Origin of the sequence: Alteribacter natronophilus (assembly GCF_006007885.1) — a bacterium.
GTDB classification, from domain to species: Bacteria; Bacillota; Bacilli; order Bacillales; family Salisediminibacteriaceae; genus Alteribacter; species Alteribacter natronophilus.
The window spans coordinates 672,130-690,196 of the sequence record NZ_VCRO01000001.1 but is presented as its reverse complement, the minus strand read 5'-3'; the positions used below and the strand labels follow the sequence as shown (position 1 = coordinate 690,196).

Genomic DNA, 18,067 nt, shown 5'->3' with positions numbered 1-18,067 from the left:
CACAGCTTATATTAGCGGGAAATAGTCACTGCTGCTCGCAGGACTATTTCATTAATAATACAGGTTTTTTTCTTTTAAAAAAAGGATGCCTGAACACTGCGGCCGGTTCAGAACATCCTTTTCACCATTATTTTGTAATCGCATGCTCCACTTTTATACAACGGTCCATAATAACGGTCATGCCTGCCTCTTTTGCAATACGTTCCGCTTCGTCGCTGTAAAGCCCCAGCTGGGCCCAGAATACTTCTGCATCGATCTGTGCTGCTTCTTCGGCCACTTCCGCCAGGTATTCACTTCTTCTGAAGACGTTTACAATATCAACAGGTTCTTCAATTTCGGATAATGTCCGATAGGATTTTTCTCCAAGAGTCTCATCACAGTTTGGATTAACCGGAATAATCTTATACCCTGCCTGCTGCATCGCTTCTGATACCTGATAGGAAGTTCTTGCCGGATTATCCGAAAGCCCCACAACTGCAATTTTCTTTGCCTTCTTAAGAATTTCCCCAATTTCATTTCGGTCAGGATTGTTCATCTTTATCCCTCCTGAGAAAAGACTTGTTTTTATCATCATTTCACAATTTCTGTTCAATTAAAACATATACGGCTTATCAAATGTTTTTTGAGTACATTAAAATGTAACGGATTACGGTACGTGAAATATTAATCCGGACAGGTTCATTATTCGGTAACTGAAAGAAGATCATTCATCCACTGTCCTGCAAAGTCCTCTGCATCTTTAAAATGCTGCTCCCATCCGGGAAGTATCATGTCAGACATAGCGGAGGCAGGAAGCAGGCTGCCGTGATCCGCGTCCGAATAAGCGGTAATAAACCGCGGGTCATCAAGGATCAGGTTACTGGCGGGACCAGCTGCCACATCTTTAACGGTTATGCTTGCCATTCCGCCAATATCGTGCTTCTCCACTAGTCCTTCAGCAGGCATCTTACCCAGTGAATAAGCCGTAAAAACCTTGCGGCCGTCCCTCGTATTCAGCCATTCCAGCGGATGAAGGGTACCCTGCCTGTGGCCAAATATAATATCGGCACCCGCCTCTGCTGCCATGGACGCTACAGATGTCTGGGTACCATCAGGATAATCCCCTGATTCCGTGAGATAGTGGAGATTAAGTATGACGATATCACTTTTTCCGGATGCTTCCCGGATTCGTTCTGCAAGGCTGTCTTCCTCCACTCTTGAAACGATGTATTCACCGGCAGGGACCTCCTTGTCCGCCTCTTCAGGTCCATAGGTAAAAGACAGGAAAGCAAACGTGATACCGTTAATTTCCTGTGTGCGCAGTCTGTTCTTATCCTTATCTGAACTGTAAACACCCGTATAGGTAATTCCCGATTTTTCAAGTGACATTAATGTCTTTTTGATACTGTCCGTCCGGTACGGGGTTCCGGAAAGACTTACCGCATTAAATCCGGCATCCATCAAGGTCTTTACTTCCCGTTCCTCAGCTGATTCCACACTGCTGCCGCCCAGCACAGCAATATCAGCGGCACTGATATACGGGCTGACATATTCATAATGATTTTCGGGTTCAGGAACTGAACCGCTTCTTTCACCGGCACCGAGAACGGTTGCCTGTCTTTTAATCTTAATTTCTCTATGTATTTCTGAAAACCCGCGTTCCGAATGGGTGTGATAAATCTTTTTACTGCTCTGGCCGGCAATTGGATCCGGGGCATATAATCCGTATAGCGACAAACCTGTAACACCAAGAGCCAGCAGAATAGAAAGTGCATATTTCATATGACAGGTCCTTTCGGTAAAATAATCCCGTTAACTTACAGGGGATCAGGCGTTTCAGTCAAAAAAACACTGAACATGTCATATTCTATCAAAAATTTTTCCGTTTTGTAACGGTTTATGACAATTTCATGACATAAATCGAGTAGGCATTCGTAATTTTCGACAATATACGACCATAAAAATTCCGGAGGACTACCATCCCCCGGAATCACACATAACACCTTCTCAATTATGTCAGTCTGTAAACGTCGCGGTACTTGTTTTCAAGATAGCTGATCAGACAGTCCGGGTTGACACCCTCCCCTGTAATATCCCGAAGAATTTCCAGAGGCTGCTTTGATTTACCAAACCGGTGAACATTTTCCGTCATCCATTCCTTCACGGGCTGAAGGTTACCATCGCGCAGAAGGTCTTCAAACGGTACTTTGAGATCCTTTCTGAGCGCCTCCATCATCTGGGCTGCATAAACATACCCGAGAGCATAGGACGGGAAGTAGCCGAAAGCCCCACCCGACCAGTGTACATCCTGCAGGACACCCTCTCCGTCATGAGAAGGCCTGATTCCGAGATATTCTTCCATCTTATCGTTCCATGCTTCCGGAAGATCCCTGACCTCAAGATCTCCGTTAATGAGTGCTTTTTCAAGCTCATAGCGGACGATAATATGAAGGGAATACGTCATTTCGTCCGCCTCTATACGAATAAGAGAAGGGCCGGCTACATTGATCCCCCGGTAGAAATTATCAAGACTCACATTGTCAAACTGCCCCTTTGAATGAGACTTGAGGAGTCCGTAATTTTTCTCCCAGAATGCTCTGTTTCTTCCTGCGAAGTTTTCCCAGAACAGGGACTGGGATTCATGAATACCCATTGAAGTTCCCGAACAGAGAGGAGTGCCAATGAAACGTTCGTCAATATTCTGTTCGTAAAGGGCATGACCGCCTTCGTGAATCGTTCCGAAAACAGCCGTTCTGAAATCCGTTTCATCATATTTCGTCGTTACCCTCACATCCCCCGGATTCAGTCCCGAGGCGAAAGGATGTACGGTCTTATCAAGACGGCCTGCATCAAAGTCATAGCCCATTTGTTCAAGTAGATTTATGCTTACTTTTTCCTGACTGCTTTCGGGAAAATGCTGAAAAAGAAAATCTGTTTCCGGTTTATTTTCAGCTTCCTGTACAGCCCTGACCAGGGGAACGAGGCGATCACGAAGTTCTTTAAAAACGCGGTCAAGCGTTTCCACTGTGAGCCCGGGCTCGAAAGTATCCAGCAGAGCGTTGTACCTGTTTCCTTCGTAACCGATCCAATCTGTTAATTTCCGGTTAAAGTCCACGATTTTTTCAAGGTACGGCTGGAACATGGAGAAATCTCCTTTTTCCTTCGCTTCCGGCCATATGGATTCCGCTTTCGAAGTCAGGATCACGTATTCCCTGAATTCCTCCTCCGGCACGTTTTTCCGTTTATCGTAGGCTTTTTTACATTCAACGAGAGAAGCGAGAGTCACTTCATCGAGTTCTTCCCGTACCCCCTCTTTATTGAGTTCATTAATAAAACCCGCCATCTCATCTGAAATGGACATTTTAAAGACTTCGGACGAGAGTGTTCCGATTACTTCAGCACGCTGTGAAGCGCCTTTTTTCGGTGCCCCTGTCCGCAGATCCCAGCCAATTACTCCGAGAGCTTCTTCATAGTTGCTCATTTTTCTCAGGTAATCCCTGAATGCAGCCGCAGTTTTCTCTGTGTGTGTACCTGTCACATCTTCCACTCCTTTTTTACTAACCGGTCTTATTCCCTGAAAGCCCGCCGATGGCAGCATCTTTGCCTGAATGATTATGTAAGGCATACCTGTACCGGCCAGAGTCTTTCCCTACATTTCGTATTCTAACTGAGACGGCCGATTTTGACCATCCCGGCACACATACAATTAACAATTTTCCGATTAATTCCCGTCCCTGTGCTTTAGTTGCCCTCTGTGTAAAATTGGCGGTAGAATAATAGAACGGACATGTAAGGAGGTATTTCAGATGAAACTGAACGTAACCCGAGAAGCAGCGGATCTTTATAAAAAGGAAATGAACCTTCGGGAAGAGGACAGTCTCAGACTGTTTGTAAGAGTCGGAGGGGTTGGTTCAGGCGGATTTTCAGCGGGGGTTACCAGGGACATTCCCGGCGGTCCCTGCCACTCAGTTGAAGTTAGCGGCATAACGTTTTATGTAACCGGGGATGACCTCTGGTATTTCGATGGCATGACCGTTGATTATGACGAAGACCTTGACGAAGTAACCTTCACAAACCCTGTGATCGGAGACGTAAGTAACCCCGAGGCAAAGTAGGCAGTATCAAGTGAATTCCGTTTTACTGTTATGATCGTTATGATAAGCTCCGGGCCTTTCTGCCACCCTCGTATACCGGAGGATCCGGATGCCCCGAAAGTCCACTTACAGGATGAAGCGGCGTTCATTGGACAGTAAAAAAGGCAGGCTGCCGGTTATCTGCGTGCAGCCTGCCTTTCTGCTATTCTTTTGCTTCATGGAGCTGATGTTCCAGTTTTGTGATCAGATCACGGGAGTAGGCCCCCAGCTCACCGCTCATTTCATATTTAGCGGCATCCTGAAGCTGTGCCTTTGCATCGTTCAGAGCGTTTGTTGCTGTTTCAATCTGCTCGGGATTCATGCTTTTAGTGGCCTGTCCGACCATCTTCTGTGCTGCTCTGATCGCCATTTCCACCTGTTGAATATCATTAAACGGTTGTGACATCTTCATCCCTGCCTTTTTAAAATCTTCTCCTGAATATTTGTTATCCTCATTTTATGAATCGGTTCGCTGATGTATGTTCTGTTTTTTCGATCTTATCCCGAAACAAGAAAACTCAGGCCGAACAGGATGATGCCAAACACAGCAACATAGATCAGCCAGCGTTTCTCAATGCTAAGGGTTTCTTTTTTCATTGTGCTGCCACTCCTTTTCCACGGCCTTCAGCAGTTTCACTACCTAGTGTTGACGATCCTCACCAAATTATTCAGTGGAGGGACAGGGCAGTCTGTATTGTTGTTTTATTACGCTGTCTTTAGAAATAGCCATAAAAAAAAGCTGTTTTCGGATAGATTGTTGTTTCATTGCCTGCAGGCGGATGCTTTCCGCGGGCATCGCTGGAGTCACCGCCTTTCGCTCCATTAATAATCTGACCAATAGCAGCAATCTATACGAACACAGCCTAAAAAAAAAGACCCGAAAAGGCGGTTACTCCTTTTCAGGTCTTGGTTTCAGTCTTTTTTTCTCGGCGGGCGCGGTCCCCAGAACTGATAAAAATCTGTCTTAATGTTACCGTTATACAACTTCCGTTTCTTCGTTGCTTTCTTTCCGTAGAACAGTTCGAACTTTTCGTGGGAAGTTATCACGTAAATGCTCCAAGTAGGGAGATGCTCTCTGTACACATCCCCGATTTTTTTATATAGGGCTTCAACTTCTGCTTTTTCCTGCATTCTTTCACCATATGGGGGGTTACCCAGTACCACACCATACTCCTGCTTTGAACGCAGGTCGGCTGCCTGCATCTGTTTAAAGGCAATTTGATCGGGGAAGCCCGCTTCTGTGGCATTGTTTTTTGCAAGGTCAACCATTTTATGATCAATATCCGTCCCGAAGATCGACAGTTTTCTGTCGTAATCAGCCAGGTCTTCTGCTTCCTGGTGGGCCTGATCGAGCCATTCCTGCCTGTACCAGTCCCAGCCTTCAAATGCAAATTCCCGGTTAATTCCGGGAGCAATATTCTGGCCGATCATGGCTGCTTCTATCGGAATTGTGCCTGATCCACAGAATGGATCCACTAAAGGTCTGTCAGGATGCCAGTTCGTCAGACGGATCAGTGCAGCAGCCAGCGTTTCCTTAAGCGGGGCTTCGTTATGGAGATAACGATACCCTCTCTTGTGAAGCCCTGTACCGCTTGTGTCGATGGTAAGGGTGGCTACATCTTTATGAAGAGCCACTTCGATACGGTAAAAGCCGCCACTTTCCTCGAACCAGCTTTTTTTATACGTCTGTTTCAGCTTTTCAACAACCGCTTTTTTAACGATTGCCTGACAGTCCGGCACACTGTAAAGTCCTGATTTTACCGAGCGGCCGATTACCGGAAATTCCGCATCTTCAGGAAGAAACCGGTCCCATGGAAGCGCTTTGGTCTGCTCGAAAAGAGAGTCAAATGTAACAGCCTTAAACTCACCGACCATTATTTTCACGCGGTCAGCACTTCTGAGCCACAGATTGGCTCGTGCAATCCCTTCAGGATCCGATTTAAAGATGACCTTACCGTTTTCAACCTGAACATCCTCGTAGCCCAGATCTTTTACTTCCCTGGCTACGATCGCTTCAAGTCCCATCGCCGCAGTGGCAATCAGGGTTAATGACTGTTTCACAAATCATGCTCCTTTCGCTTATGAGGTTCTCTTATCTGTATTTAGGTGTGTCTGCTGCGGAAAATGCTGCTCCCGCGGTGCGAATATCTTTCAGTCTGACTCTTTTCGAAAATCTGTTAACGGAAAGATTGTTGTTTTATTATGCTGCAGGCGGACGCTTTCCACGAGAGAGACGGCGCCTTTCGCTCCAAAACTTCATTTGCGAATAGCAGCAATCCATCCAGAGCCTTCAGTTATGTAAAAAACCCCACAGACAAATGCCGTGGAGTCCAGTTCAATTCATAAAAGATGCGCCCGGTGCGCTCTGTAAGCCATGTTCTGTTCCTTCGTACTGCAGACGGGCCAAAAGCCCTCGTACTCCGGTGGTAACCATCTGTCTCCAGGTTTTTAAAAAACCTGCCCCCTTCTCCGTTCAGTTCCTTTGAAGGGATGCCCCTACCATATTTTGGGTTTCTCGCTCGTGGGGTTTACCGCGTTCCACTCTGCCCGTTTCCAGGTCAGACTTCGTCACTGTGGCACTTTCAAGGGTACTGGACCATATTCCAAAGGAACGTAGGCCGTTTCCCTGCCGTCAGCCAGTATGGCTGCCCTGACTTATGAATTGGTCAGGCACGATCACTACAGTCATCGCAGACTGTGCGAGCATGGACTTTCCTCTGCGCGTTCAGGACGCACAGCGATTACCCAAGCACTCCGGACACATCAATATTATGAAGTTCTCTTAAGCGACAAAATTTATTATACCACAAATGAAAAACAAAAATCAAGTTTCATCGTTATCCGCTTCTATGCTCATCTGTACGGCTTTTTTAGACAGAGAATCAGCTTCCCTGTTCTGCTTTGATGGAATCCACTTTACAAAGCAGAGGTCAAAACCGTTCATCAGATCAAGAATTTCTTCAAGGTACCGCGCGAACTCACTGCGTTTTACGTAACGCTTTTCCACAGCGTCGGCAACTATCTGTGAATCGGTCCGGATGGACAGGGCCTTGAGCCCCCGGCTCCGGCAGATTCTGAGCGCTTCACTGAGAGCGGCAAATTCGGCATGATGGTTTGTCATGGTTCCCAGCGGTACGGGCACCCTGATCTGACCACTGTCAGCCTTGATATAAATTCCTGCACCGGAGGGGCCGGGGTTCCCCCTGCTGGCACCGTCGATATATACTTCAGTAATCACAGTAGACAGCCTTTTTATTCACTGAGCTTGCTTCCAAATACATGTTTTTCAAGATTTGACAGGCGCCTTAGAATATCATAGTTGGTACTTCCGGTGTTGGCCTGCGGCTGCTGGCGTGTCTCCTGCTGGGGAGTGACCGGCTGATGGCGCTTTGTCTGCTCACTGACTGCTGTTGAATTAGTTTTGAGTTTCTCGGTTTCTTTTTCCAGAAGAGCGATTCTCTTTTCAAACGCATCATAATCCTTAATGATCTGATCAAGGAACTGATCAACTTCGTCCTGGTTGTATCCGCGCATACTCGTTTTAAAATCTTTTTCCAGAATTTCCTTTGGCGTAAGACGTGCAACCTTGTTTTGCATTGCGCTCACCTCATAAATTTAAGATAATTTCTATTCCTGACTCCATTCGTCCTGTTCCTCACGGATCGTATCTTCAATTTCCTCCGGAGTAAGATAATAGACAGGATAGTCGGACGCCTGCTGTTTTTTCTTTGCATAGGAAAGATAATAATCAGGCGAACCGGGTGTTGCTTCATCATATAATACAAGAAAAGCACTGCTTTTTTCCACTATAAATTGATTTTTCATCTTCAGCTGGGCGGGATTGTCATAGGGACGCTTTGTAATGTAGTCCGCATAATCACTGTTTGCCCATATGTTTTCATATGAAGCTTTCCAGTCTTCCTTCCATCGCTCCTCCTGGCTGTGGAATGGGGCGAGCGTGGCAAGGTTAAGATCGGGATATACAGCTTTCAGCTGGAGAACGGCCTCCGCAGCCCACTGTTCAATCCCGGGCTGTCCGCTTGTAAGAAGCCACTTAAAATCAATCTCTTCCTTCAGGGACATGAGCTTTTTTTCAATCGCCTTTTTCAGAAACGGCAAATGGGGATGCTTTCTATTAAATATGCCCAGTTCGTGAGGCTTGTACCCGGTAACTCCAAGAACTTCGTACATATGTACACTCACCTTTCACCTTTATATTACCACATAACAATCAGGATAAAGTAAGGTAAACTGAAATTTTGGAAACTCTCCATACTTTTCTTAAGGAAGGTGCCAAAAGTGACTGAGCACCATGAAACACCTGCAGAAACTCTGCTTTCCCGGCAAGATCTTTTTCCGCTGCAGAAAATAAAAAAGCGGACCAGGAAAACCTGCTCCGCATGCTGCAGCCTAACAGCCGCATCCCTTGCCTTTACCTTTCATCTGCATGCCTGCAACCTGGCCTGGAAAACCCATGTTCGGCTGGGCCTGAGCCCCGGCTACCTGACCAGGAAACCCCATGTTAGGTTTAGCCTGGGCTCCTGCTACCTGACCAGGGAACCCCATGTTCGGTTTAGCCTGGGCTCCTGCCACCTGGCCCGGAAACCCCATGTTCGGCTTAGCCTGGGCTCCTGCCACCTGGCCCGGAAACCCCATGTTCGGCTTAGCCTGGGCTCCTGCTACCTGACCCGGGAAGCCCATGTTCGGCTGGGCCTGGGCTCCTGCTACCTGACCCGGGAAGCCCATGTTCGGCTGGGCCTGGGCTCCTGCCACCTGCTGACCAGGTCCTGCCTGGAAGTGCTGGTGGGAAACCTGATCCACCTGGGAAAAAGTCTGCGGATAGCTGTGAACATGCTTATATAGGTGATGTGCCACATTGGTTGTGTGAGTAGGGTGAATCTCAGGGACAATGTACTCACAGCACTGGTGTGTCATCTGCTGTTTTGTCGGATGAACCTGTGCCGGCATAACCTGACAATGACGACGTGGACGTTTAAACATTCGCTGTATTCCTCCTTTTTGATTCGGTACACTATCAACCTATGTCAGGGGCCGGATACATGTACTAGTTATAAAACCTATTTTTACCGAGCCGGGAAAAACACGCACGAAAAAAGGGTCTGATTCCAGACCCCTACATCATTAACAGCGGCAGCTCCACTGCACCGTCCCTCGCTTCTGTCATGAACCAGACTGTCATTCCAATTACTGCGAAAAACATAACTAAAATCATCTTTCTCATTCCTATTCCCACCTTGAATCCGAATACATATTATATTGTAAAAATTAACCGGCAAAAAAACAACAGCTAAATTGCTGAAAATTGTTTTTTTCGTCCGTTTTCGTTATAATTTTTTTGTAATCGGTTACATAAAGCGAAGCTATTTGTCGAACATTCTGTCTTTTTGCGCTCACCCGGGAAATATTCTGATGGTTTATTTCCCGGGTGCAGGGGAAATGTAACAACAGAACTACAATCTCTGGGAGGGATAGTACACCATGCCAAAAGTTGAAGTACCCGGCTTTGAACCATTTGAGACTCAGGAAGGCACCAAACTCGTCCTTGCACTTGAAGACAATGGAGTAGACGTTCTCCACCGTTGCGGAGGGAAAGCAAAATGCACAACCTGCCGTGTGGAAGTCATTGAAGGTGATTTCGAACCTGCCGGAGAAGCTGAACTTGCCAAGTCACTGGAAGAAGGCTGCCGCCTTTCCTGTCAGGTAAGAGTACAATCCGATGTCAAGGTCAGTCCTAAAATGACCGTATCCTCCACTGGGATGGATCCGGGGCCAAGACCCGAAAAATAAACGTGCAAGTGGCGACTGGGATTAGACAGTCCCTATTATTAAGGCTGTGTTAAAGCTTAATACTGATTTTTAGTGAAAGTTGATTGGAGCGAACGTCCGAGACTCCTGCGGTAATAGCACCAACGGAAGACCCTGCAGGGTGGTTTTCCCGAGGAGGCTGCAGTGGTGCCCGCGGAAAGGGAGGGCAGTGAGCGGAAATCAACAATGGGCTTTAACCTATTATTAAAAGAGGTTCCCCTTATCGCAGGCCGATAACGGGAACCTTTTTTTTATCGGACAGAATGCCCCGGCGGTTTTATCTGTTTTCACGGGCGAATCACCGGGTTTCTAGGGACGGTTATAATATCCGAGAGCTGCCGGTAGGTGGTGATATTGCGTTTTTTCAGCTCTTCTATAAGATAAAGAAACACGTCGGCGGTCATATGTGCATCGTTCAGAGCGTGATGCCGCTGGCGGTTTTTCACCCCCAGTCTTGAAATAATTCTGTCAAGGCTGTTCTTTTCGTTTGGATACAGGTAATCAGCGACTTTCTGTGCATCAATATAGTACGGTGTAAACTGTTTTAAGCCCCAGCGCCTCGTCAGCTCCTGCAGGAATACCACGTCGAAACTGGCCGGATAGGCAACGAGGACGGTGTTTGAGGCAAATTCGACAAACCGGAAGAAACTGATCAGAAATGCCTCTCCCTGCCTGATTTCGGCCGAAGTGAGGCCTGTAAGTTTAAGCACATCATCCGGTACGGGCTTAAACGGCCGTACCACTTCGTAAAAGTGCTCCGGAAAGCGGATGTGATTGGCATTGACTTTCATGGCACCGATGGATATCACTTCATCCCCCATCCTCGGATAGAATCCGGTTGTCTCAAGATCGAATACGGTATAGGTAAGATCGTCCAGAGACGTGGTAATCACGCTTTCATCCGGCTTCATTTCCTTCAGCTCATCAATCAGAGCCTCGTACAGAGGCCGGTTATTCCTGATCCAGTGGAGCTTCATGGAGCGGAAAAGATGTGTATCCATCATGACGTAGCGGAGGTAATGAAGGATCGAAACCCTCATTTGTTACAGCCCCCTGTTTCTTGCAAAGCTCAGTTCACTCATCTGCTGCATACGTTTTGCCACAAGCAGCGATTCCCTCAGCTGTTTTCTTTCCTCTTTTGTCAGAAGGTGAGGCCGCAGTTCATTATTCAATGGCTCTCCTGAACGAAGCTGGCTTACATTTTCCCTGATTCTCAGCTGATAAAGATAATCGAGAGCAAGCTTGGCGTTTGCCGCATCCCGGGGATGGAACACTTCTTCCTTCCTGAGAGCGTACAGCCGTTTAAGTGTGCTCACTTCCTCGATTCCGTACCGGATGGCAAAAATGCGGATATTATTTACGATCTGCATAATGGCCCCTTTTTTCAGATCGATTGTCCGCCGTTTCCCCCTCGTGCTGATTCTTCCGAACGGCTGGACAGGAACACGGAACCGGATGGTATCTTTCATCAGCATCGCCTGCAGAATACGGCCTTTCTGGATAGGCGGGGTGATCCGCTCTCTCAGTTTTTCAGCGAGGGTGAAATCCCCGAAAAGAGGCCGGTAATCAATGAAAATCGTGAAATCCCTTACTTCCTGTGAATCGGTTTCACGAAGCCACCTGAGAACTTCACGCTCCCACTCGTCTATACTCCTGCGCCATTTTGGCTCTTTTGCCATAATACCACCGGTACATTCCGGAAACCCGCAGGCAGCGAGTCCATCATTGATTTTCGAGGCAAACCTGAAGAAATACTCCTCTACTTCCTTCCGGTTTTCCAGGTGTCTGTAATTATCCAGAATCAACCCGTTATCCTGATCGGTACTGAAGGCCTGCTCCCCGCGCCCCTGGCTTCCCATTACAACAAAGCAGTAGTTTACAGGCGGATTCCCATAGCCTTCCCTCTTCATTTCCTTCAGCGCATAACGGATCACCTGTATATGAATCTGGTCGTTATAGCGGGAAATAAATTCACTCATTTCCGTCCCGTACGTCTGTTCTGTCAGAAGCTCCTCGGTGAAGGAGAGAAACTTCTCGCTGGATTTCGGTGACAGGGCAATCAGCTGGTCCAGTTCCCTTGCATGGCTGACATTGTAGTAAAGATTCAGGTATTCCGATTCATGAAGTCGGAGGAATGATTCCGCCGTGAGGATTCCTACAGCCTTTTCCCCGTTTAACACCGGCACAAGGTTAATTCTGTCCTCTTTGAAAAACGTCAGTACTTCATAACTGAACGCATCAGCCTGAACACAGACGGGATCGTGAATCATCCATTTATAAACCGGATCCTGAGCCCCGTCACCTGCCAGTGCTTTCAGAAGCTCGGTCTGGGTAATGGTTCCCTTGATGAAATGATCCTGATCGACAACAGTCAGTCCCTGGCCGCCCCAGTCCGAAAGGGTGCCCGCTGCCTGGGTAATTGTCTGGTCAGGAAAAATAAAACGCGGTTTATCCATAATAGTATGTACTCTTGTTTTATAAAGAGCCACGTTTTCCGTATCCGAAGTAGAGTGATCCCGCTTCATCTCATCGTAAAGAGACTTCATCCTCTGGCCGATTCCCGTAAGAATCGTATCGGAAAAAGACTGGTTGTCCGTCATCACTCTGAGAAGGGTATGCTTTTTCAGCCTGACTGTCTCACAGTTCTCAAGTGCCTGCACAGAAAAGTTCATCTCGCCGCCGGAAAGGAGGATCATAAGTCCGATCAGGTCACCAGGGTAATAAAAACGGACGGAAAACTGTTTTCCGTCTTCCCTGTGAAGAACATTTTTTGCGAGTCCCTGGAGGAGGAAATACACTTCCACTTCCTCTTCCTCCTCGTGAAAGAGGAACTCATTTTCCCTAAATGACAGCCTTTCTGCGTCTCCTGTAACCATGTCAAACTGTTCGTCTGTCAGAAGATCAAAAGGAAAAGCATTCCTCATCACTTCTTTAAAACCCTGTTCACCGCTCATCTGTGCGTCACTCCTCTGTCCAGTTTCGTCTCCAGCCGTTGGACTCTCTTTTCGAGAGACGGATCCTTTTTACCGGTACTGCGGACAGTACGGGCTGCCCGTTTTGCTTCAAGCAGGGCCCGTCCGGCAAACTCCAGCGCCTGCTCATAGGATTTATACTGGTGTTCGTACAGCTTGGAGAGCTCCGTAAGCGCCCTGACAGCGATGGCGGATTGTCCCCCGGCGGAATCGGCGGCCTCCTTCAGAAGCTGCTCGCTTTCTCTGTAGTTTTTCTTTTTCTTGCTCAGCAAAGCAAGATTTACCGCAGCTTCCGGTGACCTGCCCGCTGTCAGTGCTGCCCGGTAATGCCATTCGGCTTTTTCATAAATTTTGAGTTTTTCAAACCAGCGGCCCATTTCAGCGTGTTCCCGCGTTCCGGATCCATCCAGTGATAAAAGCTTTCTGCTCAGTTCAATATAAAGCGAAACAAGAGACAGCAGGTCCTGCTCATGGTGGCGTATAATCCCCTCCAGTTCATCCGGATTACGGTGCTGAAGGTATTCAAAGTAAAGAATGGGAGCGAGACTACCGGGAGTTTCATTGACTCTTTTTATACCCAGCTTTTTCTCTTCAACTATAGACAGACGGCACGACGGCAGTTCCTGTTTCCACAGCCTTCTGGCAGCGTGCAGAAGATCAAAATGGCCGAATGGGGGAAGTTTCGGCACTTCCTCCCTGACAAACGCATGACGGGATTTCACATGGGGCCAGTCGAATGCTTTGCCGTTGTAGCTCACAAGGCTGTGATCGGCACTGAAGTCGGAGAGAAACCCGTGAAAAAAAGCCGCTTCTGAGGCAGGGCCGGGCATAAAGTGCTGAACAACTTCCAGTTCACTGCCGCGGATCCTTGCATAACCCATAAGAAAAATTGTCGTTCCCGCTCCGCTTGAAAGTCCTGTTGTCTCTGTATCAAAAAACAGGAGATTCTCAACGTCCGTATTCGCAATGCTCAGAGGATGCCCCTTTACCTCGGTCCATTCTTCCCGCAGTGAAAGAAGCTCACGAAAAGCCCTGTTTCCATGACGGTGGTCAACAGGATAGGTTTTTCTTCGAATGAGCGAATGTTCACCATCGAAATGATACGGTTTAAAACCCATGGTCTCCCACGGATTCTCACTGCTGTCTTTTTCCCGGTCACCCGGCCTTACATCCCTCTCCTTTTCTTCGGTGCTTATGTAACCCTTCATACGGCTCAGCTTTCCTTTCAGGCTCACAGTCTCACCTCCTGCTCGTTTCTGCTCACTTCATTGTATATGAAAAAAGATGAATAGAAAACTGCCCTGCTCCTTCATACTAACTACATGAATCTGCAATTGGGAGCGAGTCCAGCCATGAAAAAAAACAGGGAACACTCCCGCTCATTTGAGGAAGTCCTCACACTATGCCGGGAATCAGACGATTTCATTAATGAAGAGCTACTCGGAAAAGAAAATAGCATCTATTATCTCAGTTATTTCAGCTCTCTTTGCGACAGCACGCCATTAAATGAGTTTGTCTTCAATCCCCTTAAGAAGAAGCAGTGTTACTCCCTTGAAGATATTAAAGAAGCCCTGCCTCTCAAAGGGGTGAAAGCTGTTTCATCAGGAAAAGAACTAGAAGAGGGCCTTAACCAGGGACAGGTCCTGATCAGGTTTGAACAAGGGGAACCTTATGGCATTCTTGCGTCAGTGCGTTTGAACGAGAACCGTCAAATATCGATTCCGGAAATGGAATACACCGTCATTGGACCAAAAGAAGCGTTTGTTGAGAATCTCGACGTTAATCTCAATTTGCTTCGCAACCGCCTCCCGACTTCTTCCCTGTGTGTGAAAAAGGTGACGATCGGCACGATATCCAGGACAGAAGTGGCTGTTGTCTATTTAAAGGACATAGCGAACAAGGACAACGTGCAGACCATGATTCAGCGGATTGAAGCAATTGAATACGACGAAATCAGCGATACCTCCTATATTAATCAGTTTATCGAAGACAATAGTAACTCTCCGTTTCCACAGCTCATCGACACAGAGCGGCCTGACCGGGTAGCAGCGCAACTTACAGAAGGTAAAATAGCCGTCCTTTCCAAGGGGTCTCCCAGCGTAATATTAGCCCCGACAACAATGGTTGAATTTTTTTCCGCCTTTGAAGACTATTATATTCCCTGGCACCTGGCATCAGCTTTCCGGCTGATCCGGCTGTTCGCTGTACTGTTTTCTGTATTTTCAACTCCGATGTATGTAGCGGTCCTTACATACCATGCGGAACTGATTCCCCAGGATCTCCTGGCAACACTCATTATGTCACGAAGTATTATTCCGTTTCCGCCGATCTTTGAAGCGATCTTTCTTGAATTAACGATCGAGCTGCTCCGGGAAGCCGGAGCAAGGCTGCCGACTAAAGTTGGTCAGACAATCGGTATCGTAGGCGGGATTGTTATCGGGACAGCGGCAGTTGAAGCAGGGCTGACAAGTAATGTCCTGCTTATTATCGTCGCACTCGCTGCTCTCGCTTCGTTTACAACACCAATATACCGCATCGGCAATACGATCCGTCTCATTCGGTTCCCTTTCCTTCTCATGGCGCAGCTGTGGGGGTTACTGGGCATAAGTCTTCTCGGTTCTTTTTTACTTGTTCATATTATCACCCTCAAATCACTTGGCAGACCGTATCTTGAACCGGTTTATCCGTTTCGTTTCCGGGATTTCAAAGACGCTTTTATCCGGGTACCGTTTAGTAAGCAGTACGAGCTCCCGGAACTGACCCAGACTGCAAAACCGGAGCGGTTCTCAAAGAAGAAGGCAAAGAAACACGCAGATATTGACGAGCACATCCGGTAAGGAGGTATGCTGATGAGCGTTCAGAACATAAAATCCATGTCCCACGTTTCCCCTTTTTACGTATTTTTTCTTGTCCACTCCATGCAGATCGGTGTCGGCATATTTGGTTTTCAGCGCTACATTGCAATGGATGCCGGTTATAATGCGTGGATCACGGTTATTTTGACTGGACTTCTGATTCATATTCTGATCTGGATGCTTTACCGGATCCTGCTCGACGGTGGAAAACCGAGAGATATCATTGATGTTCACAGACAGTATTTCGGAAAGTATATCGGAAATCTGCTGAGCTGGGCTTTCCTCGTTTATTTTCTGTTCATGGGCATTACGGTGCTTCGCACATACATCGAAGTCATTCAGATCTGGATGTTTCCTACACTGATCACGTGGCCCGTTGCCCTGTTCTTTATTCTAATTGTCACATACGGTATTTTTAACGGGTTCCGCGTGGTTACCGGGATTGCCTTTCTTGGGGTTGTCCTGCCGTTTGGCCTGATTCTTACTCTTATTTCCCCTCTTGAGTTTGCAAACTATGACCGGATTCTCCCTGTGGAGTTTATTCTCGGTGAACAGACAGCAGCTGTAAAGACAATGACACTCAGTTTTATCGGCTTTGAATCACTGGCTTTTTATCTGCCGTTTATTAATGGAGCACAAAAAAGCCAGAAGTGGGCGCATGCGGGACACGGACTTACAACGCTTATGTACCTTGCAGTAACTCTAGTCACTTTTTTTTATTACAGCCGTCTTCATCTGGAGCGGGTTATCTATCCTTCTCTCAGTTTGTGGAAAGTACTGGAACTCCCTGTTATTGAAAGGTTTGAGTACGTTGGGCTTTCCATGTGGCTGCTCGTCGTAATGCCAAATATTATAATCAGTGTCTGGGTCGTAAGCAGGGGGATGAAAAAGCTTCTTCGCACTAAACAAAGACACACTCTTTTTTTCACCGCGGGAACATTATTTCTGTTTACCATCGCCTTTGAAACACGAGAAGCCATTGACAATTTAAATAACCATGTTTCAACGGTTGGTTTCTATATTATTTTCTGTTACGTGCCAGCACTTTTCATCCTAACTGCCATTATAAGGAGGTTCCGGTCAGATGGTAAAAAAAATTCGGGTCCTTCTGTTTAGCTTTCTGTCAGGCTGCCTCCTTCTGACCGGATGCGTGGAACCCCATATTCTCGATGAAGTACAGATTGTCCATGCAACAGGTTATGATTTTGTGGATGAAGGTCACATACGCGGTACCATCAGTATTCCTGTGTACCCTCCGGACGAAGCCATTCACAGTGAAACCCTTACAGCGGTTTCAAGTGCGACGAGGGAAATACGGCTTTTGCTTGATGCACAGTCAAACAAACCTCTGCATACGGGAAAAGTGACTGTCGTACTTTTTGATCGGAAACTGGCGGAAAATGGGCTCATGCGCATTATAGATACATTTGTTCGTGATCCCCGGATCGGCATGAGGATTCAGCTGGCTATTGTAGAAGGATCCAGTACAAAAAACCTGCTTGAAACAACATATCCAATGGAAGTAGATACGGCTATGTATATCAGTGAACTGATCGAACAGAATATTGAACGACAGAATATACCCCAGTCGAATTTCCATGTCTATCTTTCCAATTTCTATGGTCAGGGGCGTGATCCGTTTCTGCCTATCCTGCGGCAGGAAGGAAACGCTGTAAGGGTTACCGGTCTGGCTCTTTTAAAAGAAGACCGATATGTTGCCACCCTCCCCCTTAAAGACTGCTTTCTTCTGAAGATTCTTCTGGAACGGTTCGGAGAGGGGTCGTACCAAGTTAACCTGAATCAAGATGAACATGCTATGCTTAGAAACCTTGAATCCGATACAGACTGGGAAGTGGAAAATGCATCGTCGAACCCTGAATTTAAAGTAAATGTATCGCTTTCCGGAAGAATCAGCGAATATTCCGGCGATACACTTGGAGATCCAAAGATTGAGGAGATTCGGGCAGCAGCTATAACCCAGCTTGAAGAAGATCTGAACAACCTCATAAAACACTTTCAGGAACTGAACGTAGATCCGGCAGGCTTTGGGGATCAAGTCCGTCAGCGCGATCCGGATTTCAGTGACGAGGAATGGGATAAAATATTCCCGGACGTCCCGGTTGAATTCAAAGTCAACCTCACAATAAAAGAAACAGGTATTGAAGAGTAGCGGTAGACGATTTTTACCTTTCGTGTACTGCTAAGGTGCCATACGCGGAGCCGCTTCACGCTTTTCCGTTCGGCCGCTGCTCTTTACGGTCGGACTGAAGCGGGCGGAGCCATGGCTCTTTTAATTAGGCAG

At 47.1% G+C, this 18,067-nt stretch carries 17 protein-coding genes and 1 other RNA gene; 5 read left to right on the top strand and 13 right to left on the bottom strand.

Annotated features, from left to right (window positions below):
• Nucleotides 1-127 precede the first annotated feature (127 nt).
• The 3 genes from FGB90_RS03490 to FGB90_RS03480 all read right to left on the bottom strand — a co-directional run bounded on the left by FGB90_RS03490 (nt 128) and on the right by FGB90_RS03480 (nt 3,577).
• The gene (locus FGB90_RS03490) at nt 128-541 is read right to left on the bottom strand and encodes a CoA-binding protein (RefSeq protein WP_138809977.1); all 414 of its coding nucleotides are present in this window, start codon (nt 539-541) and stop codon (nt 128-130) included.
• A gap of 140 nt (nt 542-681) precedes the next feature.
• Nucleotides 682-1,761 (bottom strand): CapA family protein, encoded by a 1,080-nt coding sequence (locus FGB90_RS03485; protein WP_138809167.1) that lies wholly within the window; start codon nt 1,759-1,761, stop codon nt 682-684.
• A 229-nt stretch (nt 1,762-1,990) separates the two neighbouring features.
• Nucleotides 1,991-3,577: a carboxypeptidase M32 gene (locus FGB90_RS03480; protein WP_138809976.1), complete on the bottom strand. Its 1,587-nt coding sequence runs from the start codon at nt 3,575-3,577 to the stop codon at nt 1,991-1,993.
• A gap of 208 nt (nt 3,578-3,785) precedes the next feature.
• Between FGB90_RS03480 and FGB90_RS03475 the strand changes: the two genes are divergently transcribed.
• Nucleotides 3,786-4,094, top strand: coding sequence for an iron-sulfur cluster biosynthesis family protein (locus FGB90_RS03475; RefSeq protein ID WP_138809166.1), 309 nt, complete (start codon nt 3,786-3,788; stop codon nt 4,092-4,094).
• Between the two features lie 181 nt (nt 4,095-4,275).
• Here the strand turns inward: FGB90_RS03475 and FGB90_RS03470 are convergent, their stop codons facing one another.
• The 7 genes from FGB90_RS03470 to FGB90_RS03440 form a co-directional block, all read right to left on the bottom strand.
• Nucleotides 4,276-4,518 (bottom strand): DUF2564 family protein, encoded by a 243-nt coding sequence (locus tag FGB90_RS03470; protein ID WP_138809165.1) that lies wholly within the window; start codon nt 4,516-4,518, stop codon nt 4,276-4,278.
• Between the two features lie 506 nt (nt 4,519-5,024).
• Nucleotides 5,025-6,173 (bottom strand): THUMP domain-containing class I SAM-dependent RNA methyltransferase, encoded by a 1,149-nt coding sequence (locus FGB90_RS03465; RefSeq protein ID WP_438502670.1) that lies wholly within the window; start codon nt 6,171-6,173, stop codon nt 5,025-5,027.
• A 302-nt stretch (nt 6,174-6,475) separates the two neighbouring features.
• Nucleotides 6,476-6,865: RNase P RNA component class B (gene rnpB, locus FGB90_RS03460), an RNA gene on the bottom strand.
• 71 nt (nt 6,866-6,936) lie between these two features.
• Nucleotides 6,937-7,347: a reverse transcriptase-like protein gene (locus FGB90_RS03455; protein ID WP_138809972.1), complete on the bottom strand. Its 411-nt coding sequence runs from the start codon at nt 7,345-7,347 to the stop codon at nt 6,937-6,939.
• 17 nt (nt 7,348-7,364) lie between these two features.
• Complete coding sequence (gene gpsB, locus FGB90_RS03450) at nt 7,365-7,709, bottom strand: cell division regulator GpsB (protein ID WP_138809164.1); 345 nt, start codon at nt 7,707-7,709, stop codon at nt 7,365-7,367.
• Nucleotides 7,710-7,739: 30 nt separating this feature from the next.
• Nucleotides 7,740-8,303 (bottom strand): SLOG family protein, encoded by a 564-nt coding sequence (locus FGB90_RS03445; RefSeq protein WP_138809163.1) that lies wholly within the window; start codon nt 8,301-8,303, stop codon nt 7,740-7,742.
• A 219-nt stretch (nt 8,304-8,522) separates the two neighbouring features.
• Complete coding sequence (locus FGB90_RS03440) at nt 8,523-9,113, bottom strand: spore coat protein (RefSeq protein ID WP_138809162.1); 591 nt, start codon at nt 9,111-9,113, stop codon at nt 8,523-8,525.
• A gap of 498 nt (nt 9,114-9,611) precedes the next feature.
• On the opposite strand from FGB90_RS03440, the gene FGB90_RS03435 reads away from it, so the two are divergent.
• Entirely contained in the window at nt 9,612-9,920 is a 309-nt protein-coding gene (locus tag FGB90_RS03435; RefSeq protein WP_138809161.1) for a 2Fe-2S iron-sulfur cluster-binding protein, read from the top strand.
• 305 nt (nt 9,921-10,225) lie between these two features.
• On the opposite strand, the gene FGB90_RS03430 is transcribed toward FGB90_RS03435, so the two are convergent.
• The 3 genes from FGB90_RS03430 to FGB90_RS03420 are packed head-to-tail and all read right to left on the bottom strand — an operon-like array spanning nt 10,226 to nt 14,145.
• Nucleotides 10,226-10,978 carry a 3'-5' exonuclease gene (locus FGB90_RS03430; RefSeq protein WP_138809160.1) on the bottom strand — a complete coding sequence of 251 codons (753 nt, stop codon included), beginning with the start codon at nt 10,976-10,978 and terminating at the stop codon, nt 10,226-10,228.
• A 3-nt stretch (nt 10,979-10,981) separates the two neighbouring features.
• Complete coding sequence (locus tag FGB90_RS03425) at nt 10,982-12,892, bottom strand: DUF294 nucleotidyltransferase-like domain-containing protein (RefSeq protein WP_138809159.1); 1,911 nt, start codon at nt 12,890-12,892, stop codon at nt 10,982-10,984.
• Nucleotides 12,889-14,145 carry a ribonuclease H-like domain-containing protein gene (locus tag FGB90_RS03420; RefSeq protein ID WP_138809158.1) on the bottom strand — a complete coding sequence of 419 codons (1,257 nt, stop codon included), beginning with the start codon at nt 14,143-14,145 and terminating at the stop codon, nt 12,889-12,891. Before FGB90_RS03420 ends, FGB90_RS03425 begins: the two co-directional genes overlap by 4 nt.
• Nucleotides 14,146-14,262: 117 nt before the next feature.
• Between FGB90_RS03420 and FGB90_RS03415 the strand changes: the two genes are divergently transcribed.
• The 3 genes from FGB90_RS03415 to FGB90_RS03405 are packed head-to-tail and all read left to right on the top strand — an operon-like array spanning nt 14,263 to nt 17,935.
• Complete coding sequence (locus FGB90_RS03415; RefSeq protein ID WP_138809157.1) at nt 14,263-15,747, top strand: spore germination protein; 1,485 nt, start codon at nt 14,263-14,265, stop codon at nt 15,745-15,747.
• A gap of 12 nt (nt 15,748-15,759) precedes the next feature.
• A complete protein-coding gene (locus tag FGB90_RS03410; RefSeq protein WP_246056039.1) occupies nt 15,760-16,881 on the top strand; it encodes a GerAB/ArcD/ProY family transporter in 1,122 nt (373 codons plus the stop codon).
• Entirely contained in the window at nt 16,850-17,935 is a 1,086-nt protein-coding gene (locus FGB90_RS03405) for a Ger(x)C family spore germination protein (protein ID WP_138809155.1), read from the top strand. Before FGB90_RS03410 ends, FGB90_RS03405 begins: the two co-directional genes overlap by 32 nt.
• Nucleotides 17,936-18,067 lie beyond the last annotated feature (132 nt).

Excerpts from the sequence above, each read along its gene's own strand:
- FGB90_RS03415 (WP_138809157.1), top strand. The coding sequence starts at position 14,263 with ATGAAAAAAAACAGGGAACACTCCCGCTCATTTGAGGAAGTCCTCACA.
- FGB90_RS03405 (WP_138809155.1), top strand. The coding sequence starts at position 16,850 with ATGGTAAAAAAAATTCGGGTCCTTCTGTTTAGCTTTCTGTCAGGCTGC.
- FGB90_RS03410 (WP_246056039.1), top strand. The coding sequence starts at position 15,760 with ATGAGCGTTCAGAACATAAAATCCATGTCCCACGTTTCCCCTTTTTAC.
- FGB90_RS03445 (WP_138809163.1), bottom strand. The coding sequence starts at position 8,303 with ATGTACGAAGTTCTTGGAGTTACCGGGTACAAGCCTCACGAACTGGGC.
- FGB90_RS03440 (WP_138809162.1), bottom strand. The coding sequence starts at position 9,113 with ATGTTTAAACGTCCACGTCGTCATTGTCAGGTTATGCCGGCACAGGTT.
- FGB90_RS03435 (WP_138809161.1), top strand. The coding sequence starts at position 9,612 with ATGCCAAAAGTTGAAGTACCCGGCTTTGAACCATTTGAGACTCAGGAA.
- FGB90_RS03430 (WP_138809160.1), bottom strand. The coding sequence starts at position 10,978 with ATGAGGGTTTCGATCCTTCATTACCTCCGCTACGTCATGATGGATACA.
- FGB90_RS03485 (WP_138809167.1), bottom strand. The coding sequence starts at position 1,761 with ATGAAATATGCACTTTCTATTCTGCTGGCTCTTGGTGTTACAGGTTTG.
- FGB90_RS03425 (WP_138809159.1), bottom strand. The coding sequence starts at position 12,892 with ATGAGCGGTGAACAGGGTTTTAAAGAAGTGATGAGGAATGCTTTTCCT.
- FGB90_RS03475 (WP_138809166.1), top strand. The coding sequence starts at position 3,786 with ATGAAACTGAACGTAACCCGAGAAGCAGCGGATCTTTATAAAAAGGAA.
- gpsB (WP_138809164.1), bottom strand. The coding sequence starts at position 7,709 with ATGCAAAACAAGGTTGCACGTCTTACGCCAAAGGAAATTCTGGAAAAA.
- FGB90_RS03480 (WP_138809976.1), bottom strand. The coding sequence starts at position 3,577 with ATGCTGCCATCGGCGGGCTTTCAGGGAATAAGACCGGTTAGTAAAAAA.
- FGB90_RS03470 (WP_138809165.1), bottom strand. The coding sequence starts at position 4,518 with ATGTCACAACCGTTTAATGATATTCAACAGGTGGAAATGGCGATCAGA.